Here is an 18,268-nt window from a genome sequence, read left to right on the forward strand (position 1 = left end):
GCCCATCCCTGGCTACGATTAAAAAAAACAAACCAAATTAGAGGCTTATACCAGTAAAAACGGCTGAAAAAAGTGATCCAACCAGTCAAAAAAAATGTTTTACCGGCCCTCTATCTTAGCGTTTTTTGTTCTTACGAAATCCGCTTTCGTCTCACTTCTCGCAGCGAAACGCCGAAAAGTAACATTTTCCCAACAAAAGCGGGGTCGCTCAGCCGCCAGATGGCGGGAGAGGGCCCCGGCAATTCAATCGTTTCGCCCGTTTGGCACCGATTGGCGGCCCTTACCAGGCCGCTTCATAAATATGCTGGCTCTGCACCAGATCGATATCGCCGTGCTCGCCGATGGCAGTCATACCGTGCTCCCCCAGCTTGCCGATCAGGGTGTCGATACCCAGATCTTTCAGACCGTAGTCGCGCAGTCGGGTCTTGACCCCCATCCGCTCGAAGAAGTCGCGGGTCGCGGCGATGGCATCGTCGATGCGTTCCGCTTCGCTGCCGCTGTTCAGACCCCACACCCGCTCTGCGTATTGCAGCAGCTTGGCATGCTTCTGTTTGCGCTTGGCCTGCAGCAGGGCAGGCAGCACCACCGCCAGAGTCTGGGCATGGTCAAGGCCGTGCAGAGCGGTCAGCTCGTGACCCAGCATGTGGGTGGCCCAGTCCTGCGGCACACCGGCACCAATCAGGCCGTTCAGCGCCATGGTGGCACTCCACATGATGTTGGCGCGCACCTCATAGTTGTGCGGTTCGGCCAGCGCCTTGGGGCCCTCTTCAATCAGGGTCAGCAGCAAGCCTTCGGCGAAGCGATCCTGCACCTTGGCGTTGACCGGATAGGTGAGGTACTGCTCCACGATGTGGACAAAAGCATCCACCACCCCGTTCGCCACCTGACGCTCGGGCAGGGTGTAGGTGAGCACCGGATCCAGCACGGCGAAGCGCGGCATCACGAACGGCGAGAAGAAGTGCACCTTGTCGCCACTGCTGCGACGGGTGATGACGGCGCCCATGTTCATTTCGGAACCGGTCGCCGGCAGGGTCAGCACGGAACCAAGCGGGATGGCGGAGCGCACTTCGCTGCCGACGGTCTCGAGAATGTGCCAGGGATCCTTGGCCAGATCGTAGTGCGCGGCAGCAGCGATAAACTTGGTGCCATCGAGCACGGAACCACCACCAACGGCGAGCAGGAAGTCGACCCGCTCGGCACGGGCCAGCTCCACGGCGCCCATCAGGGTCTCGTAGGCCGGGTTCGGCTCGATGCCGCCAAATTCAAACAGGGTCATGCCAGCCAGCTCGTTACGGATCTGCTCCAACAAGCCGCTGCGTACCACGCTGCCACCACCGTAGGTGATCATGACGCGGGCATCGCTCGGAAGCTGCTCGCGCAGCTGGGCGATCTGCCCTTGGCCGAACAGGATTTTGGTCGGGGTATGGAGAGTAAAGTTGTTCATCGACATTGCCTTCTTCTGATAGTCAGGGCGGCCTGGCCGCGAAATCGTGATTGCATTTTTCTCCAGAACAACACTACCATCAAGACAACATCCTGCTTGATTCTTGCCTATTTCTACAAAGCAGCGAAAACCGGAACTGTCGAATCAAAGAGCACCCATGCAAAACCGTTACAGCGACCTCGCCGCCAGATTGACCCGCCACGTCACCGCACCCGGCATCACCCCATCACCGGTGAAACAGGTCAACCTCATCTATACCACCGAGCACCATGGCCGCACCCCGGTGCTCTACCAACCGCGGATGATCGTTATCCTGCAGGGACACAAGGTGGGTTATCTGGCGGATCAGGTGTTTCGCTACGACCCCAACCACTATCTGCTGATGACCCTGCCGCTGCCCTGCGAGTGCGAGTGCTTCGCCTCCCCCGAGCAGCCGCTTATCGGTTTTACCATCGAGATCGATCTGGTAACCCTGCAAGAGCTGTTGCTGGAGCTGGGCGATGCCCTGCCCGCCCCCGCGCCACAAAAGAGCGGTGTCCACTCGGTCCCCCTGTCGGAAACCATGTTTTGCGCCGCCGAGCGACTGATCGAGCTGATGGATAACCCGTTGCACGCCAGGGTGCTGGGGCCGCAGACGGTGCGGGAGATGCTGTTCCACGCTCTCACCGAGGTGGGCGGCCCGGCGCTGCAGGCGCTCGCCAATCGCCACAACCATGTGGGCCAAATCGCCCGGGTGCTGCGTATGATAGAGTCCCGTTATGCCGACAACCTCACCATGGAGGAGCTGGCGCGGGAGGTGAACATGAGCGTCTCCGCCTTTCACCACCACTTCAAGGCGGTCACCGCTACCTCGCCGCTGCAATACATCAAGTCGTTTCGCCTGCACAAGGCGCGAATGATGATGCTGCACGACGGCATCAAGGCGGGTACCGCGGCGGCCAGAGTCGGTTACGAGAGCAACTCCCAGTTCAGTCGGGAGTACAAGCGCTTCTTCGGCAGCACGCCGACGGATCAGGCCTCCCGCTTCCGGGATGGCCAGCTGCGCATCATCGAGGGATAACGAGAGAGGGATTACCTATGCGTTCACTGCTTTGTCTGTTTACCGTCTGGCTGCTGACGGCCTGCACCGGGATTGCCGATGGCATCCGCCCCGTTACCGGCTTCCAGCTCGATCGTTATCTCGGTACCTGGTACGAAATCGCCCGCCTCGACCACAGCTTCGAGCGGGGGCTGGAGCAGGTGAGCGCCACCTACAGCCTGCGGGACGATGGCGGCGTCAAGGTGCTCAACCGCGGCAAGCAGAGCGATGGCAGCTGGCGCGAAGCCGAGGGCAAGGCCTACTTCGTCGGCAACCCTGACGAGGCGCGGCTCAAGGTGAGTTTCTTCGGCCCCTTCTACGGCGGCTACAACGTCATCGACCTCGACCCCGATTACCAGCTCTCGCTGGTGACCAGCTACAACCACGACTACCTCTGGATCCTCTCCCGCTCACCCAACCCGCCCAAGGCGAAGGTGGATGCGCTGGTCGCCAAGGCGAAGTCGCTGGGCTTTGCCACCGACCAGCTGATTTGGGTCAAGCAGACCCCCTGAGACAGCACCGGTGGCGATGCCATCGCCACCGGTTCTCTCCGCCTTTCCCTCTCGAGTTCCTCAACCCTGCTCCGCACAACCACCGCCATACCCAGCCATTCGCTGACGGTTGCCAGATAGACATTGCGCAACAATCCCCATCACCCATCACCCATCACCCATCACCCATCAATGGAAGAGAATAGCGATCATATTGTCAGCCCAATATTTATTGTCGCCAGGCTCCCCAAAATAATCTGAATGAATGATTAGGGGGCAACAAAATAGCCTGGACGGTGCAGGACTCACCATTTACCAACGAACGATAAACCGACAAAAAGCCCCAACAAGAAACCAATCGAATCCCTTTTTGGGGATTTTTTGTTGCCATCGCAGTAACCAGATGATAAACAGCTCGGCCACCCCAAAATGCATATAAATATTCACTTTAACGAGGTGATTAATTGGAATTTATTAAATTAAGCGGAATTCTTATTATTTTATTGGGATTTTATTTCAAACTCGACACTCTGGCCGTCGTACTGGTGGCCGCCGTCACCACGGCGCTGGTCTCCGGCCTATCCATGACCGATTGCCTCTCCCTGCTGGGTGAAGCCTTCGTCTCCAACCGCATGGTGACGCTGTTTCTGCTGACCCTGCCGATGATCGGCATCTGTGAACGCTACGGCCTCAAACAGCAGGCAGTCACCCTGATCGAGCGGATCAAGAAACTCACCCCGGGCAAGTTCATGACCCTCTATATGTTTATCCGCGAACTGGCCGGCCTCTTCTCGGTGCGGGTTCAGGGTCACACCCAGTTTATTCGTCCGCTGGTCAACCCTATGACTCAGGCTGCAGCTACCAAGGTGCACGGCAAATTAAGCGAAGAGGATGAGGAATATGTCAAGGCGCGGGTTTCCGCCACCGAAAACTACGGCAACTTCTTTGCCCAGAATACCTTCGTCGCCTCAGCCGGGGTATTGCTGATCGTCGGTACATTTGAATCTCTTGGATATAGCGTCTCTGCCGTCGATATTGCCAAGGCATCCATGCCAATAGCCATTATTGCCCTGCTGATGGTGGCTATTTCCAATATGTGGTTTGACCGCCGGATGGCCAAGACATATACCGTGAGCAGCGACAAGGAGGGGCAACAATAATGGCGACTCTCATCCCCAACATGCTCGAATTCTTTTATGTGCTGATCGGCGTCATCCTGTTCAGCAGCGCCTGGCGCGTCCTGCGTGACCCCAGCCACCCGGCCAAGATCGGCACCGCCCTGTTCTGGACCATCCTGGGTGTGCTGTTCGCCTTCGGCAGCTATATCCCCAATGTCATCAATGGCGTGCTGATCCTCGCCATGGGGGCCATCACCCTGCTCAAGCAGGTGAAGATCGGCAAGCTGGAGCAGGCGAGCGAGGAGGAGTCCCAGCGCCACGCCAACCGCATCGGCAACCGGATCTTCCTCCCCTGCATCCTGCTGGCCGTGCTGGCGGTGGTGATCGCCCAGTTCACCCCCCTTGGCGGTCAGGTCGGTATCGGTCTGGCGGCGGTCATCGCCTTCGTCATCACGGTACTGCTGACCCGGGCCACCCCCTCCACCGTAGTGGGTGACTCCGACCGGATGATCCAGCAGGTCGGCATCACCGGCATTCTGCCGCAACTGCTGGCTGCGCTCGGGGTGATCTTCAACACATCCGGCGTCGGCGATGTCATCTCCCACGGGATCTCAACCGTAGTGCCGGTCGGCAGCCCCTTCGTCGGGGTGGTGGCCTACTGCCTCGGCATGATGGTCTTCACCATGATCATGGGCAACGCCTATGCCGCCTTCACCGTCATCACCGCCGGCATCGGCATCCCCTTCGTCATCGCCCAAGGCGGTGACCCGGTGGTAGCCGGTGCGCTGGCGATGACCGCCGGCTTCTGCGGCACCCTGATGACCCCCATGGCCGCCAACTTCAACGCCCTGCCCGCCGCCCTGCTGGAGATGAAGGATCTCAACAAGGTGATCAAGGTGCAGGTGCCGATGGCGCTGACGCTGGTGCTGATCCATATCGCCCTCATGTATTTCTGGGCATTCTGACCATTCGGGAGAAGATGATGAAAGTACTGATTACCGGTTTTGACCCCTTCGGCGGCGAGCCCATCAACCCGGCATGGGAGGCGGTCAAACGCCTGCCGGAAACCATTCTGGACGCCACAGTGATCAAGGCGCAGATCCCCACCGTCTTTGGCAAGTCAGCCACCCTGCTGGCAGAGCTGATGCGCCAGTACCAGCCCAACGTGGTGATCAACGTCGGTCAGGCGGGCGGCCGCTTCGCCATTACCCCGGAGCGGGTCGCCATCAACATCGACGATGCCCGCATCCCCGACAACGAGCAGCAGCAGCCCATCGACGAAGTGATTCAGGCCGATGGCGCACCGGCCTACTTCTCCCGTCTGCCCCTCAAGGGAATGGTGCAGCGCATCAAGGAGAACGGCATTCCGGCGGCGGTCTCCAACACTGCCGGCACCTTCGTCTGCAACCACATCATGTACCAGCTGCACTACCTGATCGAGAAAGAGTTCCCGGCGGTGCGCGGCGGCTTTATCCACGTTCCCTACATCACCGAGCAGGTAGCGGACAAGGTGAACCAGCCCTGCCTCGCCATGAGCGAGATTACCCGCGCGCTGGCGCTGGCCATCGAGGCGGTGGTGCTGCAGCAGGATGGCGATATCAAGGTCGTGGGCGGCGAGATCTCATGAGCCTTTGCCAGCCACACCCGCTGTTCGTCTATGGCAGCCTGATGGACGGGCTGTTCAACTACCGCCGCTATCTGGCTCACCACGTGAGCCAGACGCCCCGGCGCGCCCGGGTGCGCGGCGCTCTCTATCACCTGCAGCACAAGGGCTACCCCGCCCTGTTGCAGGGGGATGACTGGGTCTATGGCGAGCTGTTTGTGCTGGACGACTTCCCTGCCGCCATCGCGGCGCTCGACGAGATGGAGAACTTCCACGGCGAGGATGATCCCCAGAGCGAATATCTGCGCCAGCTCATCGAGGTGGAGATCTTCGACCCGGTGCAGGGGCGTTATGTCGGCCAGCAGCAGGCCTACCACTACCGCTACGTGGTGCAGCACGATCCCAAATGGCAGCAGGGCAAGCACTACCTGCCCGACGGCAACTGGCGTGCCTTCCATCTGGCGCAGCTGGAGAGCGCCGCCTGACGGTCAGCGACAATAACAAAGGGCAGCCCGCGGGCTGCCCTTTTCATGGAAGATGGCCTGAGGATCATAGCCGGAAACGGCCGATCTCCTGTTCCAGCCGCTCGGTCAGCGCCTTCAGCTCTGCCGCCTGCGCCGCCTCCTGATTGGCCTGCTCGGCCAGCTCCTGCGAGACGTGGCGGATATTCTCGGTATTGCGGCTGATCTCGCTGGTCACCGAGGTCTGCTCTTCGGCCGCCGCCGCGATCTGGGTCGCCATGTCGCTGATGGAGCCGATCGCCTCGTTGATCCGCGCCAGACTCTGGTTGGCGGACTCCGCATCCTCGACGCTGGTGCCCGCCAGCTGGCGGCTGGTCTCCATACCACCCACGGCGCGGCGGGTGGTCTGCTGCAGGGTCTCGATCATCTGCTGGATCTCGTCGGTGGAGTCATGGGTGCGGCGCGACAGCACCCGCACCTCGTCCGCCACCACCGCGAAGCCACGGCCCTGCTCACCGGCCCGCGCCGCCTCGATGGCGGCGTTGAGCGCCAGCAGGTTGGTCTGCTCGGCAATGCCGCTGATGGTGGCCAGAATGCCGCTGATCTTCTGGGCATGGGCATCCAGCTCGTTGATGATCTGGCTGGCATCAGCCACCTCATCCGCGAGCCCGGTAATGCTGCGCTGGCTCTGACCGACCTGCGACTGACCCGCGACCGCCAGCTTGACCGCCTCGCCGGAGGTGGTAGCGGCAAACTCGGCGTTGCCGGCGATCTCCTGCGTAGCGGAGGCCATCTCGGTCACCGCGGTCGCCACCATCACGATCTCGTCCTGCTGCTGACGCACCCGCTGGCTGCGGGAGTGGGCGCCGGCCGCCTGAGCACGGGACTGGGCCGCCAGCTCGACGGTGACATCGCGCAACCGGCTGACAATCCCGTGCAACCGGGCCACGAACTGGTTGAAGTTGCGTGCCAGCTGACCCACCTCATCCTGACTGCGGGTGTCGATATGGACGGTGAGATCCCCCTCGCCGTGAGCGATGTCGTGCAGCGCACCGGCCACCCGGCCCAGATCGGCAAACAGATACTTGAACATGGCGGTGAGCAGGGCGCTGAACACCAGCATCAGCAGCAGCGTCAGCCCCACCAGCTGCCACAGCAGGGAGGCGAGCGGCGCCTCCAGCACGTCGCGGTACATCACCATGGCCAGCAGCCAGTCGGTGCCCGGCACCGGCTGTACCGCCAGCAGCACGTCGCGCCCGTCGAGGGTAGCTGCGTGCAGTTCGTTGTTCTCGCGGCCCCACTGCTGGAAGGTGGCCGCCGACAGATCGGGGGAGAGCTCGCCAATCTGCTTGAGCGCCAGCTCCTTGTTGGGGTGACCGACGATGAGGCCGCTGCTGTCGAGCAGCATGGCGTAGCCCTCACCCTGCACCTTCATCGCCAGTACTTCATCGATCAGCTTGTCGAGCGCCAGGTTGGCCCCCACGGCGCCGACCAGCTCGCCCTGATGGCGCACCGGCTCGGAGAGAGTAACCACCAGCTTCTGCATGGTGACGCTGACATAGGGGGCAGTGACGATCAGCTGCCCCGCCTTCACCGCATCCTGATACCAGGGGCGCTCGCGCGGGTCATAGTTGCCGGTGTTGAGGGAGGGATCCTGCCGGGTCATCACCCCCTGCGCGGAGCCAAAATAGGTGAGGCCGAAGCCGCCGGAGGTGTAGGCCTGCTTCAGGTGCGGCACCAGCTCGGCTTGGGGGTTATCGCTGATCAGGTTGACCAGCGCATGGACGGTGTTCTTGCGATCCGTCATCCATTCGCCGATGGCGACCGAGTAGGCGTGGCCATAGTTGACCGCCTCGCTCTGGATGGCGCTCATGGTGCGGGATTTTAGGGTGTGAAAGGCAACGATGCCGAGCAGTGATGCCATCAGCAGCACTACGCCAAGACTGGTGGCCAGCAGCTTGCCGCGCAGAGAGAGGGTCATGACGACGAATCCTTGTTGTTGTGTCAGGCAGGGAAAACCCTGATGTATCAAAGGCTATCGGCCGCAATATGAACAGACTTTAGTGAATCTGTATATTTTCCCATCTATCAACAACAGAACGCGCTATTCGTGTGAACCAGATCGCTATTCCATGCTACTGACTCTTGTAACAATAAAGCAGCAGGCCGCCCTAAGGCGGCCTGTTACTTACCCCTGATATGCACCGGCGGAGTAGGTCAGCTCATAGCTGTGGCTGTAGATCTCGACGATATTGCCGAAGGGATCTTCCATGTAGACCATGCGGTAGGGCTTCTCGCCCGGGTAGTACTCGCGCACCCGCATCCGCTGCTTGCCGCCCGCCGCGACGATGCGCGCCGCCAGCCCCTCGACATCCGGATCCTGCACGCTGAAGTGGAACACTCCGGTCTTCCAGAATTCGAAGTTGTTCTCACGGCGCTCGCTGTTGGGAAACTCGAACAGCTCGATGCCGATCTTGTCGCCGGTGGAGAGGTGGGCGATGCGGAAGGAGCCCCAACCCGGGCCAAACACGTCGTTGCACATCACGCCGATGGCGGAGTCATCCTCGGTGATGGTGGTCGCCGGCATGATGAGATACCAGCCCATCACCTTGGTATAGAACTCGACCGCTTTGTCGAGGTCAGTCACCGTGATGCCGATGTGGGAGAAGTTGCGTGGGTAAGTCATAAGTCACCTTGAAATTGTGTGTGGGAAACAGGTGACATGATAGGAAGGAGAGCCATAATGAAAAATAAGGTCAAACTAATGGAAGGCATAAATTAAATTTATGGTTAATCCACTCTGGCTCCACACCCTGGTGGTGGTGCATGAAACCGGCAGTTTTACCCGTGCCGCCGATCGGCTGGATCTCACTCAGGCCGCCGTCAGTCAGCATATCTCGCGCCTCGAGGCCGAATTTGGCCCCCTGCTGCTGCGCAAGCCTCGTCTGCTGGAGCTCACCCCGCGCGGGCTGGTGCTGCTCGACTTCGCCCGCCAGCAGGAGCAGGCCGCCGAACAGCTGCGGGCACGCCTCTCGGACGACGACCCTCACCACGGCGCCATCACCCTGTCCACCCCGGGTAGCATTGGTCTGCTGCTCTATCCCCTGCTGCTCGACCAGCAACAAGAGCACCCCGGACTCACCATCCAGCACCGCTTTGCCCCCACCCCCGACATAGTGCAGGCGGTACTGGCGGGGCGCAGCGATCTGGGACTGGTGGATCAGCCGCCTGAACACCTCAGCATCGCCGCCGAGCCCTTCGCCCGCGAACCCCTCTGTCTGGTGGTGCCCAACGATGGCAAGGAGCCGAGCTGGCAGTACCTCTGTCAGCTCGGCTTTATCGACCACCCGGATGGCCGCAGCATGGCACAACGCCTGTTGGGACGACGCTACCCCGGCCAGCGCGTTGACGAGATCCCGCAGCGCGGCTTTACCAACCAGATCGGCCTGATCCTGGAGCCGGTCGCCCGCGGCCTCGGCTTTACCGTGCTGCCCCGCTTCGCCGTCACCGCCTTTGCCCAGCAGGAGAAGATCCGGGTGATCCAGAGCAGCATTGAAGTGATCGACACCCTCTGGCTGATCTACCGCGCCGAGTGGCCGCTCCCCGCCCGCCACCAGCGGCTGGTCACCGTCCTGAAACAGCGGGTTGCTGCACATTGAACGCTCTTGCGGCAGACATCGAGATCAATGTGACCACAGTCACCGAGGGCTAGCGGCAGGAACCGGAGAAGAGAAAGGAGAGAGGGATAAATTGGCGAACGCCGGAAATGCGAAAGGCCAGCTCAATGAGCTGGCCTTTCTTAAAATGGCAGGGGCGGCAGGACTCGAACCCGCAACCATCGGTTTTGGAGACCGCTGTTCTACCAATTGGAACTACGCCCCTGCAACAAACGAGGCGTAGTATACAAAGTGGAGATCAAAGGTAAAGGCTTTTTTTACGCTTTCGATGCGATTGCACAAATCCCGAACAAGTCGCGCCGATTTGTGCAGCAACGAGGGGTAACTTGCTGTATTTCCAGACTCAGCGGGGTAGGAATGGGGCATAAATGGGGGTAGGGTGAAAGCAGGTACCGGGAGGCTGCTTATGCTCAATTACCGACTGCTACAACAACTTGCGCCTCTCAACTTCAGGGACGAACGCAAAACAGAGTCCCTGCCCGCCTATCTTGAACGGGTCGCGCCGCTGGTGCCCTTCATCCCCGAAAATGTGCTTTCCCAGTGGATTTACCGTCATTGGCGCGGTTTTGAGTCCAACTGGAGCTTTATCGATCTCGCCAGCCATCAATTCACCTGTGAAAGCTGGCCCACCGCGCAACTGGTGGATCAGGTGGACTCCCGCCATATGGAGGTGATCGAGCGCTGGGGCGAGATGCTGCGCAGCAACCGGTATGTCCGCCGCTCCTGGCTCGGCGAGAAGATGCTGAGCGACGGCACCTGGCCCGAACCTGTCATCGTGCTGGTGCCGGAAGAGGGTGCCAGCTACCCGAACGGGCAACCGCTGCCGCAACCCTACTGCCTGCTGGAAGGACACCACAGACTCGGTTATTTGCGCGCCATGGCCCGCGATGGGGAATCGCTGCAAGAAACGCACAAGGTGTGGATTTGTCGTCATGTTTCCGTCACTTAAACGTTTTTCATGCTGAAATTGGCATCGTAAATAAAATTTTGACAATTAAAAAAGCGGCCCTATAATCTGTCCGGTTTTGAAAAAGGTCGGGACGAAACGATGCAGTTTTTGATTCAGAAAACAGCCTTGCAGACGGGTGGTGCGCACCAGAGCGGCCCCGTTGTTTCCGGTTCCCACCCCAACGATCCCCAGTTATTTTTAAAAAAAGCCCCTGTTTCAGGGGCTTTTTTTTGTGCCCGAAAAACCTCCAATGATGTCAAAGGGAATGCAGACGATGACCAATCCACTCTATAAGAAACATGTCATCTCCATTTCGGACCTGACCCGGTCAGAAATGGAACTGGTAGTCTCAACCGCACAACGGTTGAAGGCTGAACCTGACGCCAGCCTGTTGAAAGACAAGCTGGTTGCCAGCTGCTTCTTCGAAGCCTCCACCCGCACCCGCCTCTCGTTCGAGACCGCGGTACAGCGCCTTGGCGGCAACATCATCGGCTTCGCCGACGGTGGCAACACCAGCGCCAAGAAGGGCGAGACGCTGGCTGACTCCATCAAGATCATCGGCTCCTACTCGGATGCGGTGGTGATGCGCCACCCGAAAGAGGGCGCGGCCCGTCTGGCCTCCGAGTTCTCCCGCGTGCCGGTCATCAACGGCGGCGACGGCTCCAACCAGCATCCGAGCCAGACCCTGCTCGACCTGTTCACCATCCATGAGACCCAGGGCCGTCTGGACAACCTCAACGTCGCCTTCGTCGGTGACCTGAAATATGGCCGCACCGTGCACTCGCTGGCCCAGGCCCTCAGCCTGTTCAACTGCCGCTTCTTCTTCATCTCCCCGGAAGCGCTGGCGATGCCGGACTACATCTGCGAAGAGCTGGAAGAGAAGGGCATCCAGTTCAGCGTCCACCAGACCATGGAAGAGGTGATGCCGGAGCTGGACATCCTCTACATGACCCGCGTCCAGAAAGAGCGCTTCGACGAGACTGAATACAAGCACATGGCCGCCAAGTTCATTCTGGAGCTGGCGACTCTGGAAGGTGCCAAGCCCACCATGAAGATCCTGCATCCCCTGCCCCGCGTCGACGAGATCGATGTAGCGGTCGACAAGACTCCCCACGCTTGCTACTTCCAGCAGGCGGAGAACGGGGTCTATGCACGCCAGGCGCTGCTGGCACTGGTACTGAACGAAACTGTCTGAGCTTAGGGGAATATCATGTCTGACAAGAACCAACTGCAAGTCGAAGCCATCCGTCACGGCTCCGTCATCGATCACATCCCCGCTGGCCAGGGCATCAAGATCCTCAAGCTGTTCCAGCTGGTCGAAACCCAGGAGCGGATCACCGTCGGCTTCAACCTGAAATCCGGTGCGCTGGGCAAGAAGGATCTCATCAAGATTGAGAACACCCGTCTGACCGAACAGCAGGCCAACCAGCTGGCGCTGTTCGCCCCGAAAGCGACCGTCAACATCATCGAAGACTTCAATGTGGTGAAGAAGCACCAGCTGGAGCTGCCGGAGTTCATCGCCGGGGTGTTCCACTGCCCCAACTCCAACTGCATCTCCCATAACGAGCCGGTTGACAGCTACTTCCGGGTGCGCGAAGTGAAAGGCGTGGTACGGATGAAGTGCAAATATTGCGAGAAGTCCTTCACTCAGGACATCGTCAGCGAGCGTTACTGATATCTGATTGGGCCCCGCGGGGCCCATTTTTGAACCCTGTCACATCACCGAATTTCCAGTCAGCTATAATTTGCCATCGCAAGATGGTAATGCCCGCTCATTCCCTGCATATAGGCTGATTATCAGTGTTTTTACCTGATAACTGACTGCTATGGCAGATATCGCGCGTTTACCTCCGGTCATCATCAAAGGAATTCGCCGTGGTCAAAACCCTCAGTCGTCCCGTTGCCCAAGAGCCCGATCTGGCCCAGCTGGATGCCTGTCGCCAGATCATCGGTCAGCACTGCTACAGCACCCAGGAAGAGATCCGCCGCGAGCTGTCGGAGCGCGGCTTTGCCGACATCAGCCAGTCCACCATCTCCCGCCTGCTGCGCCGCCTCGGCGTGGCCAAGGCCCAAAATGCCAACGGCAAGAAGGTCTACACCCTGGTCGACGAGCAGCTGGAACCCGCCGGCAGCACCCGCTCGATCCACGACATGGTGCGCGAAGTGGTACACAACCAGCAGATGGTGCTGATCCACACCACTCCGGGAGCCGCCACCGTGGTGGCTCGCCTGCTGGATCGCAACGCCAATCCCGAGATCATGGGCGCCGTCGCGGGCAATGACGTTGTGCTGGTCGCGCCGCGCCATATCAGCCGCACCCGTCAGGCCCACGCCGCCGTGGTGCGCACCCTGGCGCAGGCCCGCTAACCCCTTCCATCGAATGCATCGAGGCGACCTGCGGGTCGCCTTTTTGTTGCCTGCGACTTTGTGTCCATCACTTCTTGCGCCCATAAAAAACGGGAGCCCGCAGGCTCCCGCTTCATCTTGCATGTCATCCCTCAGGAGAGCACGGCACCCAGGCTCAGGCAGACCACGATCAGCACGGTCAGGATACCGAGCAGCGGAGCCACCCATTTCAGCCAGCGCACATAAGGCACCTTGGCGATGGCCAGACCACCCATGACCACGGCGGAGGTCGGGGTCACCAGGTTCACCAGACCGGAGGCAGACTGGTAAGCAGTCACCACCAGATCGCGGCCCACGTTGGCGAAGTCGGCCAGCGGCGCCATGATCGGCATGGTCAGTACAGCCAGACCGGAGGAGGACGGCACCAGGAAGGAGAGCACCACTTCCAGCACGAACATCACGTTGATAAAGACGATAGTGGAGAGGCCGGTCACGATCCCTTCTGCACTGTGCAAAATGGTGTGAGTGATCATGCCGTTATCCATTACCACCACGATACCGCGGGCGATACCGATGATCAGCGCCACACCCAGCAGGTCGCGGGCACCATCGATAAAGTTGGAGGTCAGCTCCTCTTCGCTCATGCGGGAGATAAGACCAACGATGATGGCGGCAGCCAGGAACACGCCGGAGATCTGCGCCATCCACCAGCCCAGCACGGCCACACCGTAGATCATCACGGCAAAGGCGGCGACGAAGATACCCAGCACGATTTTACGGGTCAGGGTGAACTCCAGCATCTGGTCGCTCTTGTTGCCAAGGAAGTGGGCACGGTTCTCTTCCCACTTGTCAGCTACCAGGGATTTGCTCGGATCGCTGCGCACCATCTTGGCGTAACGCATGACGTAGGCAACGCAGAGCAGCCAACCGGCGACCAGCATGGCGACGCGCAGCCAGATACCGTCGGTGAAGGAGATACCGGCCGCATTGGCGGCAATCACGGTCGCAAACGGGTTGATGGTGGAACCCAGAGTACCGATACCGGCCCCCAGCAATACGGTTGCAGCCGCCACCACAGGGTCGAAGCGTGCGGCCATCATCACCGGCACCAGCAGGGTGTAGAAAGGCAGCGACTCTTCGGCCATCCCGTAGATGGTGCCACCTGCGGCAAACAGCGCCATCAGGATCGGGATCATCCACTCTTCACGGCCGCGCAGGCGGTCGGTCACACGTTCAATACCGGCATCAATGGCACCGGTCTTGGTCACAATGCCAAGAAAACCACCGATGATCAGGATAAAGAGGGAGACGTCGATGGCGCCTGCCTCATAGGTGTCGTGGTTATAGAGGCCATCGATAGGTGCCAGCAGCACATCGACGATCCCCTGGGGATTCCCCTCCACCAGTTTGTAGGTACCCGCCACCGGCACTTCTTTGCCGAGGGCTTCGTTCATGGTCATCTCGTATTTGCCGGCCGGCACTATCCAGCTCAGGGCGGCCACCAGGGCGATCAGCACAAACAGTATCGTGTAGGCTGACGGGAACTTGAATTTGGTCATGGTCCAGCTTCCTTCTGTGGGTGTGGTATCCATGCAGGCTGCGGGTTGTAGGGTTAGAGGTATTATGCCGCTGTCACATGGTCGAAAAGCCGGGGGTCGCCCCCCGGCACCACTACTGCGACCTTAGTCGCCCAGCGTAGCAACCATCACTGCCTTGATGGTGTGCATCCGGTTTTCGGCCTCGTCGAACACGATGCTGTGCTCGGATTCGAACACGTCCTCGGTCACTTCCAGGCCTTTCATGCCATATTTGTCAGCCACTTCCTTGCCCATGGTGGTCTCGTCGTTGTGGAACGCCGGCAGGCAGTGCATGAACTTCACATCCGGGTTCTTGGTGGCGTTGATGACATCCATGTTGACCTGATACGGAGTCATCAGTTTGACGCGCTGATCCCAGGCTTCTTTCGCTTCACCCATGGATACCCAGACGTCGGTGTAGAGGAAGTCAGCACCCAGCACACCCTCTTTCACATCTTCGGTCAGGGTGATGCGTGCGCCGGTCTCTTCGGCGATCAGGCGGCACTTGGCAACCAACTCCTCTTCCGGCCAGAAGGCTTTCGGCGCAACCAGGCGGATATCCATGCCCATTTTGGCGGCGCCGACCATCAGGGAGTTGCCCATGTTGTTGCGGGCATCACCCAGGTAGGCGAACTTGATTTGATCCAGACGCTTGCCCTTGCCGTGCTCCAGCATGGTCATGAAGTCGGCCAGGATCTGGGTCGGGTGGAATTCGTTGGTCAGGCCGTTCCAGACCGGGACACCGGCGTAGGCGCCCAGCTCTTCCACGATCTCCTGACCGTAGCCGCGGTATTCGATACCGTCATACATGCGACCCAGTACACGGGCGGTGTCCTTCATGGACTCCTTGTGACCGATTTGGGAACCGCTTGGGCCAAGGTAGGAGACTTGCGCGCCCTGGTCGAAGGCCGCCACTTCAAACGCACAGCGGGTACGGGTGGAGGTCTTCTCGAAAATCAGGGCGATGTTCTTGCCGACCAGATGCTTGCGCTCGTAGCCACCGTATTTGGCTTTTTTCAGGTCGATGGCCAGGTCGATCATGTATTGGATTTCGCGCGGGGTGAAGTCCAGCAGTTTCAGGAAGTTACGGTTACGCAGATTAAAAGCCATGATGAGTTCTCTCTATATATGTTTCAGACCAGTTCGGGCAGTAGTGTTGACTACGCATTCTCAGTACAGATATCGGTAATTACGCATGTACGGTGCGGGTGGCGACGATATTGGTGCCGGCTTCACCCTTGAGGATGGCAAGACCATCTTCCAGCGAGCCGATGCCGACCATGCCGCCGGTCGCTTTGACAAATTCACAAGAGGCTTCGACTTTCGGCCCCATGGAGCCGGCATCGAACTTGACCCCGGCCAGCTCGTTCGGGCTGGTGACTCGCAGCGGACGCTGGGTCGGTTTGCCCCAATCCAGATAGACGGCATCGGCATCGGTCAGGATCAGCAGGGCGTCGGCCTTGATCTGCTTGGCCAGATAGGCGGCAGACATGTCCTTGTCGATGACGGCTTCGATACCGGTCAGGCTCTGGCCATCCCAGGTCACCGGGATGCCGCCACCACCGGTACAGATGATGAGGTGGCCCTGGGCAATCAGAGTTTCGATGGCGTCGCCTTCAACGATGCGCTGGGGCAGCGGGGACGGCACTACACGGCGGAAGAACTTGCCGTCAGCCTTGACCACCCAGTGCTTCTCTTCTGCCAGGGTGCGGGCTTCAGCCTCTTCATAGACGGGGCCGATAAATTTGGTCGGATTGGCAAATGCCGGATCCTCGGGATCGACCTGCACTTGGGTCAGCAGCGCGGTGACGTTGCGGCTCGGCATCAGGTTTTTCAGCTCCTGGATCAGCATGTAGCCGATCATGCCCTGAGACTCGGCACCCAGCACATCCAGCGGATAGGGGGATACCTTGGTGTAGGCGCTGTTTTGCAGGGCCAGCAGGCCGACTTGCGGGCCGTTGCCATGCACCAGCACCACGTTGTACTCCTGAGCAATCAGGGCGATGGTCTTGGCGGCCGTTGCGATATTCTTGCGCTGGATATCCGCTTCCAGTGGCTCACCACGACGGAGCAGTGCATTGCCACCCAGAGCGACGACGACAGTTGGTTTTTTCATAGTGGTTAATCTCGAGTTTGGTTCTGTGTGGCGCCAGCTTCTGCCGGCGCCACGCCGTCTCATCAGATGCTGTCGCGTTCCATCGGGCAGCTCATGCAGCGGGCGCCGCCGCGGCCACGGCCCAGTTCATCACCCGGGATGGAGAGAACTGTGATACCGGCTTTGTCATATTTCTCGTTGGTGTAGGTATTGCGCTCGTAACCCACCACCACGCCGGGACGCACGGTCAGCACGTTGTTGGCGTCGTTCCACTGCTCGCGTTCGGCTTCGAAGCTGTCACCACCAGTGGTGATGATCTTCAGCTGATCCACGCCCAGCGCTTTCTCGATGGCGGTGACGAAGTAACCCTCTTCCTTGATGTTCATGCCGGTGGCGCCGCCCGGAGTCAGGCTCCAGCACTGCACATCCTTGCGGATCACTTCCGGATAGACGGAGAAGGTGTCGATGTCCATGTGGGTCATCACGGTATCCAGGTGCATGCAGCTGCGGTGTTTCGGCAGCTCCATGGCGATGACCTGCTTGGCCTGACCGTGTTTGAACAGGCTGCGAGCCAGATGCTCGACACCTTGCGGGGTGGTTCGCTCGGACATGCCGATCAGCACGGCACCGCGGCCGATAACCAGTACGTCGCCACCCTCGATAGTGGAGTTGTCGTAGTCACGCTCCTCGTCACCGAAGTACTTGATGAAGTCCTGGCCGGCAAACATCGGGTGCCAGCGGTAGATAGCCTTCACGTGGTTGGTCTCGCGGCGACGGGCCGGCTTGGCCATCGGGTTGATGGAGACGCCACCGTAAACCCAGCAGGAGGTGTCACGAGTGAAGAGGTGGTTGGGCAGCGGCTCGATGATGAAATCGGTCGGAGCGTGCATGCCCACTACCATGTTGACACCGCTGTAGGGCATCTCGGAGTAAGTCAGGCCGCCGGAGAGAATGCGGGCCAGTTCGCGGTGCGGCATGTCAGCCAGGAAGCAGCGCACGTCGTTGGCAAAAGAAGAGCCGAGGCGGTAGTCGGAGACCTGATGTTGCAACAGCCAGGTTTTGGCTTCCGGCACATCCAGGGTTTCGGCCAGCAGATTGGTCAGCAGGAAAACTTCGACATTCTGATCGCGCAGTACCTGAGCGAATTTGTCGTGCTCCTGACCGGCGCGTTCAACAGACAGGACGTCATCGAACAGCAGATCCTGGCAGTTGGAAGGAGTCAGACGCTTCAGACTGAGGTTGGGGCGGTGCAACATGACACGGCGCAATTGGCCAACTTCAGAACCTACATAAAATTTGCTCATGATTATATTCCGTCTAGCAATGGTCCCTGCGAGTGATTGAATAGATTCCTTCTATTCATGCTCGTGGCTAAGGCGGGATATTCTTTATGTAGGGTAATCGGCTTGTGTTCTATCCTGCCCTTGCC

19 protein-coding genes and 1 tRNA gene are annotated in these 18,268 nt (G+C 59.7%); 12 read left to right on the top strand and 8 right to left on the bottom strand.

Annotated features, from left to right (window positions below; all coding sequences use genetic code 11):
- Window positions 1-280: 280 nt before the first annotated feature.
- Entirely contained in the window at window positions 281-1,444 is a 1,164-nt protein-coding gene (gene yqhD, locus G5168_RS07400) for an alcohol dehydrogenase (RefSeq protein WP_005339752.1), read from the bottom strand.
- Between the two features lie 157 nt (window positions 1,445-1,601).
- Between yqhD and G5168_RS07405 the strand changes: the two genes are divergently transcribed.
- From G5168_RS07405 to G5168_RS07430, 6 genes are all read left to right on the top strand, one after another.
- The gene (locus G5168_RS07405; protein WP_227341775.1) at window positions 1,602-2,504 is read left to right on the top strand and encodes an AraC family transcriptional regulator; all 903 of its coding nucleotides are present in this window, start codon (window positions 1,602-1,604) and stop codon (window positions 2,502-2,504) included.
- A 17-nt stretch (window positions 2,505-2,521) separates the two neighbouring features.
- On the top strand, window positions 2,522-3,034 hold the full coding sequence (locus G5168_RS07410; RefSeq protein ID WP_227341774.1) for a lipocalin family protein: 513 nt from the start codon (window positions 2,522-2,524) through the stop codon (window positions 3,032-3,034).
- A 443-nt stretch (window positions 3,035-3,477) separates the two neighbouring features.
- Complete coding sequence (locus tag G5168_RS07415; protein ID WP_421252038.1) at window positions 3,478-4,173, top strand: DUF969 domain-containing protein; 696 nt, start codon at window positions 3,478-3,480, stop codon at window positions 4,171-4,173.
- The gene (locus G5168_RS07420; RefSeq protein WP_421212409.1) at window positions 4,173-5,096 is read left to right on the top strand and encodes a DUF979 domain-containing protein; all 924 of its coding nucleotides are present in this window, start codon (window positions 4,173-4,175) and stop codon (window positions 5,094-5,096) included. The genes G5168_RS07415 and G5168_RS07420 overlap by 1 nt, the downstream gene beginning before the upstream one ends.
- 14 nt (window positions 5,097-5,110) lie before the next feature.
- Complete coding sequence (gene pcp, locus G5168_RS07425; RefSeq protein WP_421212410.1) at window positions 5,111-5,758, top strand: pyroglutamyl-peptidase I; 648 nt, start codon at window positions 5,111-5,113, stop codon at window positions 5,756-5,758.
- Window positions 5,755-6,219, top strand: coding sequence for a gamma-glutamylcyclotransferase family protein (locus G5168_RS07430; RefSeq protein ID WP_421249601.1), 465 nt, complete (start codon window positions 5,755-5,757; stop codon window positions 6,217-6,219). The genes pcp and G5168_RS07430 overlap by 4 nt, the downstream gene beginning before the upstream one ends.
- Before the next feature lie 64 nt (window positions 6,220-6,283).
- On the opposite strand, the gene G5168_RS07435 is transcribed toward G5168_RS07430, so the two are convergent.
- Window positions 6,284-8,176 carry a methyl-accepting chemotaxis protein gene (locus tag G5168_RS07435; protein ID WP_421249602.1) on the bottom strand — a complete coding sequence of 631 codons (1,893 nt, stop codon included), beginning with the start codon at window positions 8,174-8,176 and terminating at the stop codon, window positions 6,284-6,286.
- A 207-nt stretch (window positions 8,177-8,383) separates the two neighbouring features.
- Complete coding sequence (locus G5168_RS07440) at window positions 8,384-8,881, bottom strand: lactoylglutathione lyase family protein (protein WP_421252039.1); 498 nt, start codon at window positions 8,879-8,881, stop codon at window positions 8,384-8,386.
- Between the two features lie 100 nt (window positions 8,882-8,981).
- Here G5168_RS07440 and G5168_RS07445 point away from each other — a divergent pair, with 100 nt between their 5' ends.
- On the top strand, window positions 8,982-9,854 hold the full coding sequence (locus G5168_RS07445; RefSeq protein ID WP_421206333.1) for a LysR family transcriptional regulator: 873 nt from the start codon (window positions 8,982-8,984) through the stop codon (window positions 9,852-9,854).
- A gap of 146 nt (window positions 9,855-10,000) precedes the next feature.
- Here G5168_RS07445 and G5168_RS07450 read toward each other — a convergent pair.
- Window positions 10,001-10,077 (bottom strand) — tRNA-Trp (locus G5168_RS07450).
- Between the two features lie 201 nt (window positions 10,078-10,278).
- On the opposite strand from G5168_RS07450, the gene G5168_RS07455 reads away from it, so the two are divergent.
- The 5 genes from G5168_RS07455 to G5168_RS07475 all read left to right on the top strand — a co-directional run bounded on the left by G5168_RS07455 (window position 10,279) and on the right by G5168_RS07475 (window position 13,188).
- Window positions 10,279-10,821: a hypothetical protein gene (locus tag G5168_RS07455; protein WP_421252040.1), complete on the top strand. Its 543-nt coding sequence runs from the start codon at window positions 10,279-10,281 to the stop codon at window positions 10,819-10,821.
- 99 nt (window positions 10,822-10,920) lie between these two features.
- Complete coding sequence (locus G5168_RS07460) at window positions 10,921-11,115, top strand: hypothetical protein (protein WP_013724188.1); 195 nt, start codon at window positions 10,921-10,923, stop codon at window positions 11,113-11,115.
- The gene (gene pyrB / locus G5168_RS07465; protein WP_421252041.1) at window positions 11,096-12,016 is read left to right on the top strand and encodes an aspartate carbamoyltransferase; all 921 of its coding nucleotides are present in this window, start codon (window positions 11,096-11,098) and stop codon (window positions 12,014-12,016) included. The genes G5168_RS07460 and pyrB overlap by 20 nt, the downstream gene beginning before the upstream one ends.
- Before the next feature lie 15 nt (window positions 12,017-12,031).
- Window positions 12,032-12,496 carry an aspartate carbamoyltransferase regulatory subunit gene (gene pyrI / locus G5168_RS07470; RefSeq protein ID WP_005339730.1) on the top strand — a complete coding sequence of 155 codons (465 nt, stop codon included), beginning with the start codon at window positions 12,032-12,034 and terminating at the stop codon, window positions 12,494-12,496.
- Between the two features lie 200 nt (window positions 12,497-12,696).
- A complete protein-coding gene (locus G5168_RS07475) occupies window positions 12,697-13,188 on the top strand; it encodes an arginine repressor (RefSeq protein WP_005339728.1) in 492 nt (163 codons plus the stop codon).
- 131 nt (window positions 13,189-13,319) lie between these two features.
- On the opposite strand, the gene G5168_RS07480 is transcribed toward G5168_RS07475, so the two are convergent.
- The 4 genes from G5168_RS07480 to arcA all read right to left on the bottom strand — a co-directional run bounded on the left by G5168_RS07480 (window position 13,320) and on the right by arcA (window position 18,143).
- Window positions 13,320-14,726, bottom strand: coding sequence for a YfcC family protein (locus G5168_RS07480; protein ID WP_005339725.1), 1,407 nt, complete (start codon window positions 14,724-14,726; stop codon window positions 13,320-13,322).
- A 123-nt stretch (window positions 14,727-14,849) separates the two neighbouring features.
- Window positions 14,850-15,854, bottom strand: coding sequence for an ornithine carbamoyltransferase (gene argF, locus G5168_RS07485; protein WP_005339721.1), 1,005 nt, complete (start codon window positions 15,852-15,854; stop codon window positions 14,850-14,852).
- Window positions 15,855-15,933: 79 nt separating this feature from the next.
- Complete coding sequence (gene arcC / locus G5168_RS07490; RefSeq protein ID WP_421252042.1) at window positions 15,934-16,860, bottom strand: carbamate kinase; 927 nt, start codon at window positions 16,858-16,860, stop codon at window positions 15,934-15,936.
- A gap of 62 nt (window positions 16,861-16,922) precedes the next feature.
- Window positions 16,923-18,143 (bottom strand): arginine deiminase, encoded by a 1,221-nt coding sequence (gene arcA, locus G5168_RS07495; RefSeq protein WP_005339718.1) that lies wholly within the window; start codon window positions 18,141-18,143, stop codon window positions 16,923-16,925.
- Between the last annotated feature and the right edge of the window lie 125 nt (window positions 18,144-18,268).

It is taken from the genome of Aeromonas sp. 600724, assembly GCF_049175135.1.
Taxonomy (GTDB): domain Bacteria; phylum Pseudomonadota; class Gammaproteobacteria; order Enterobacterales; family Aeromonadaceae; genus Aeromonas; species Aeromonas veronii_A.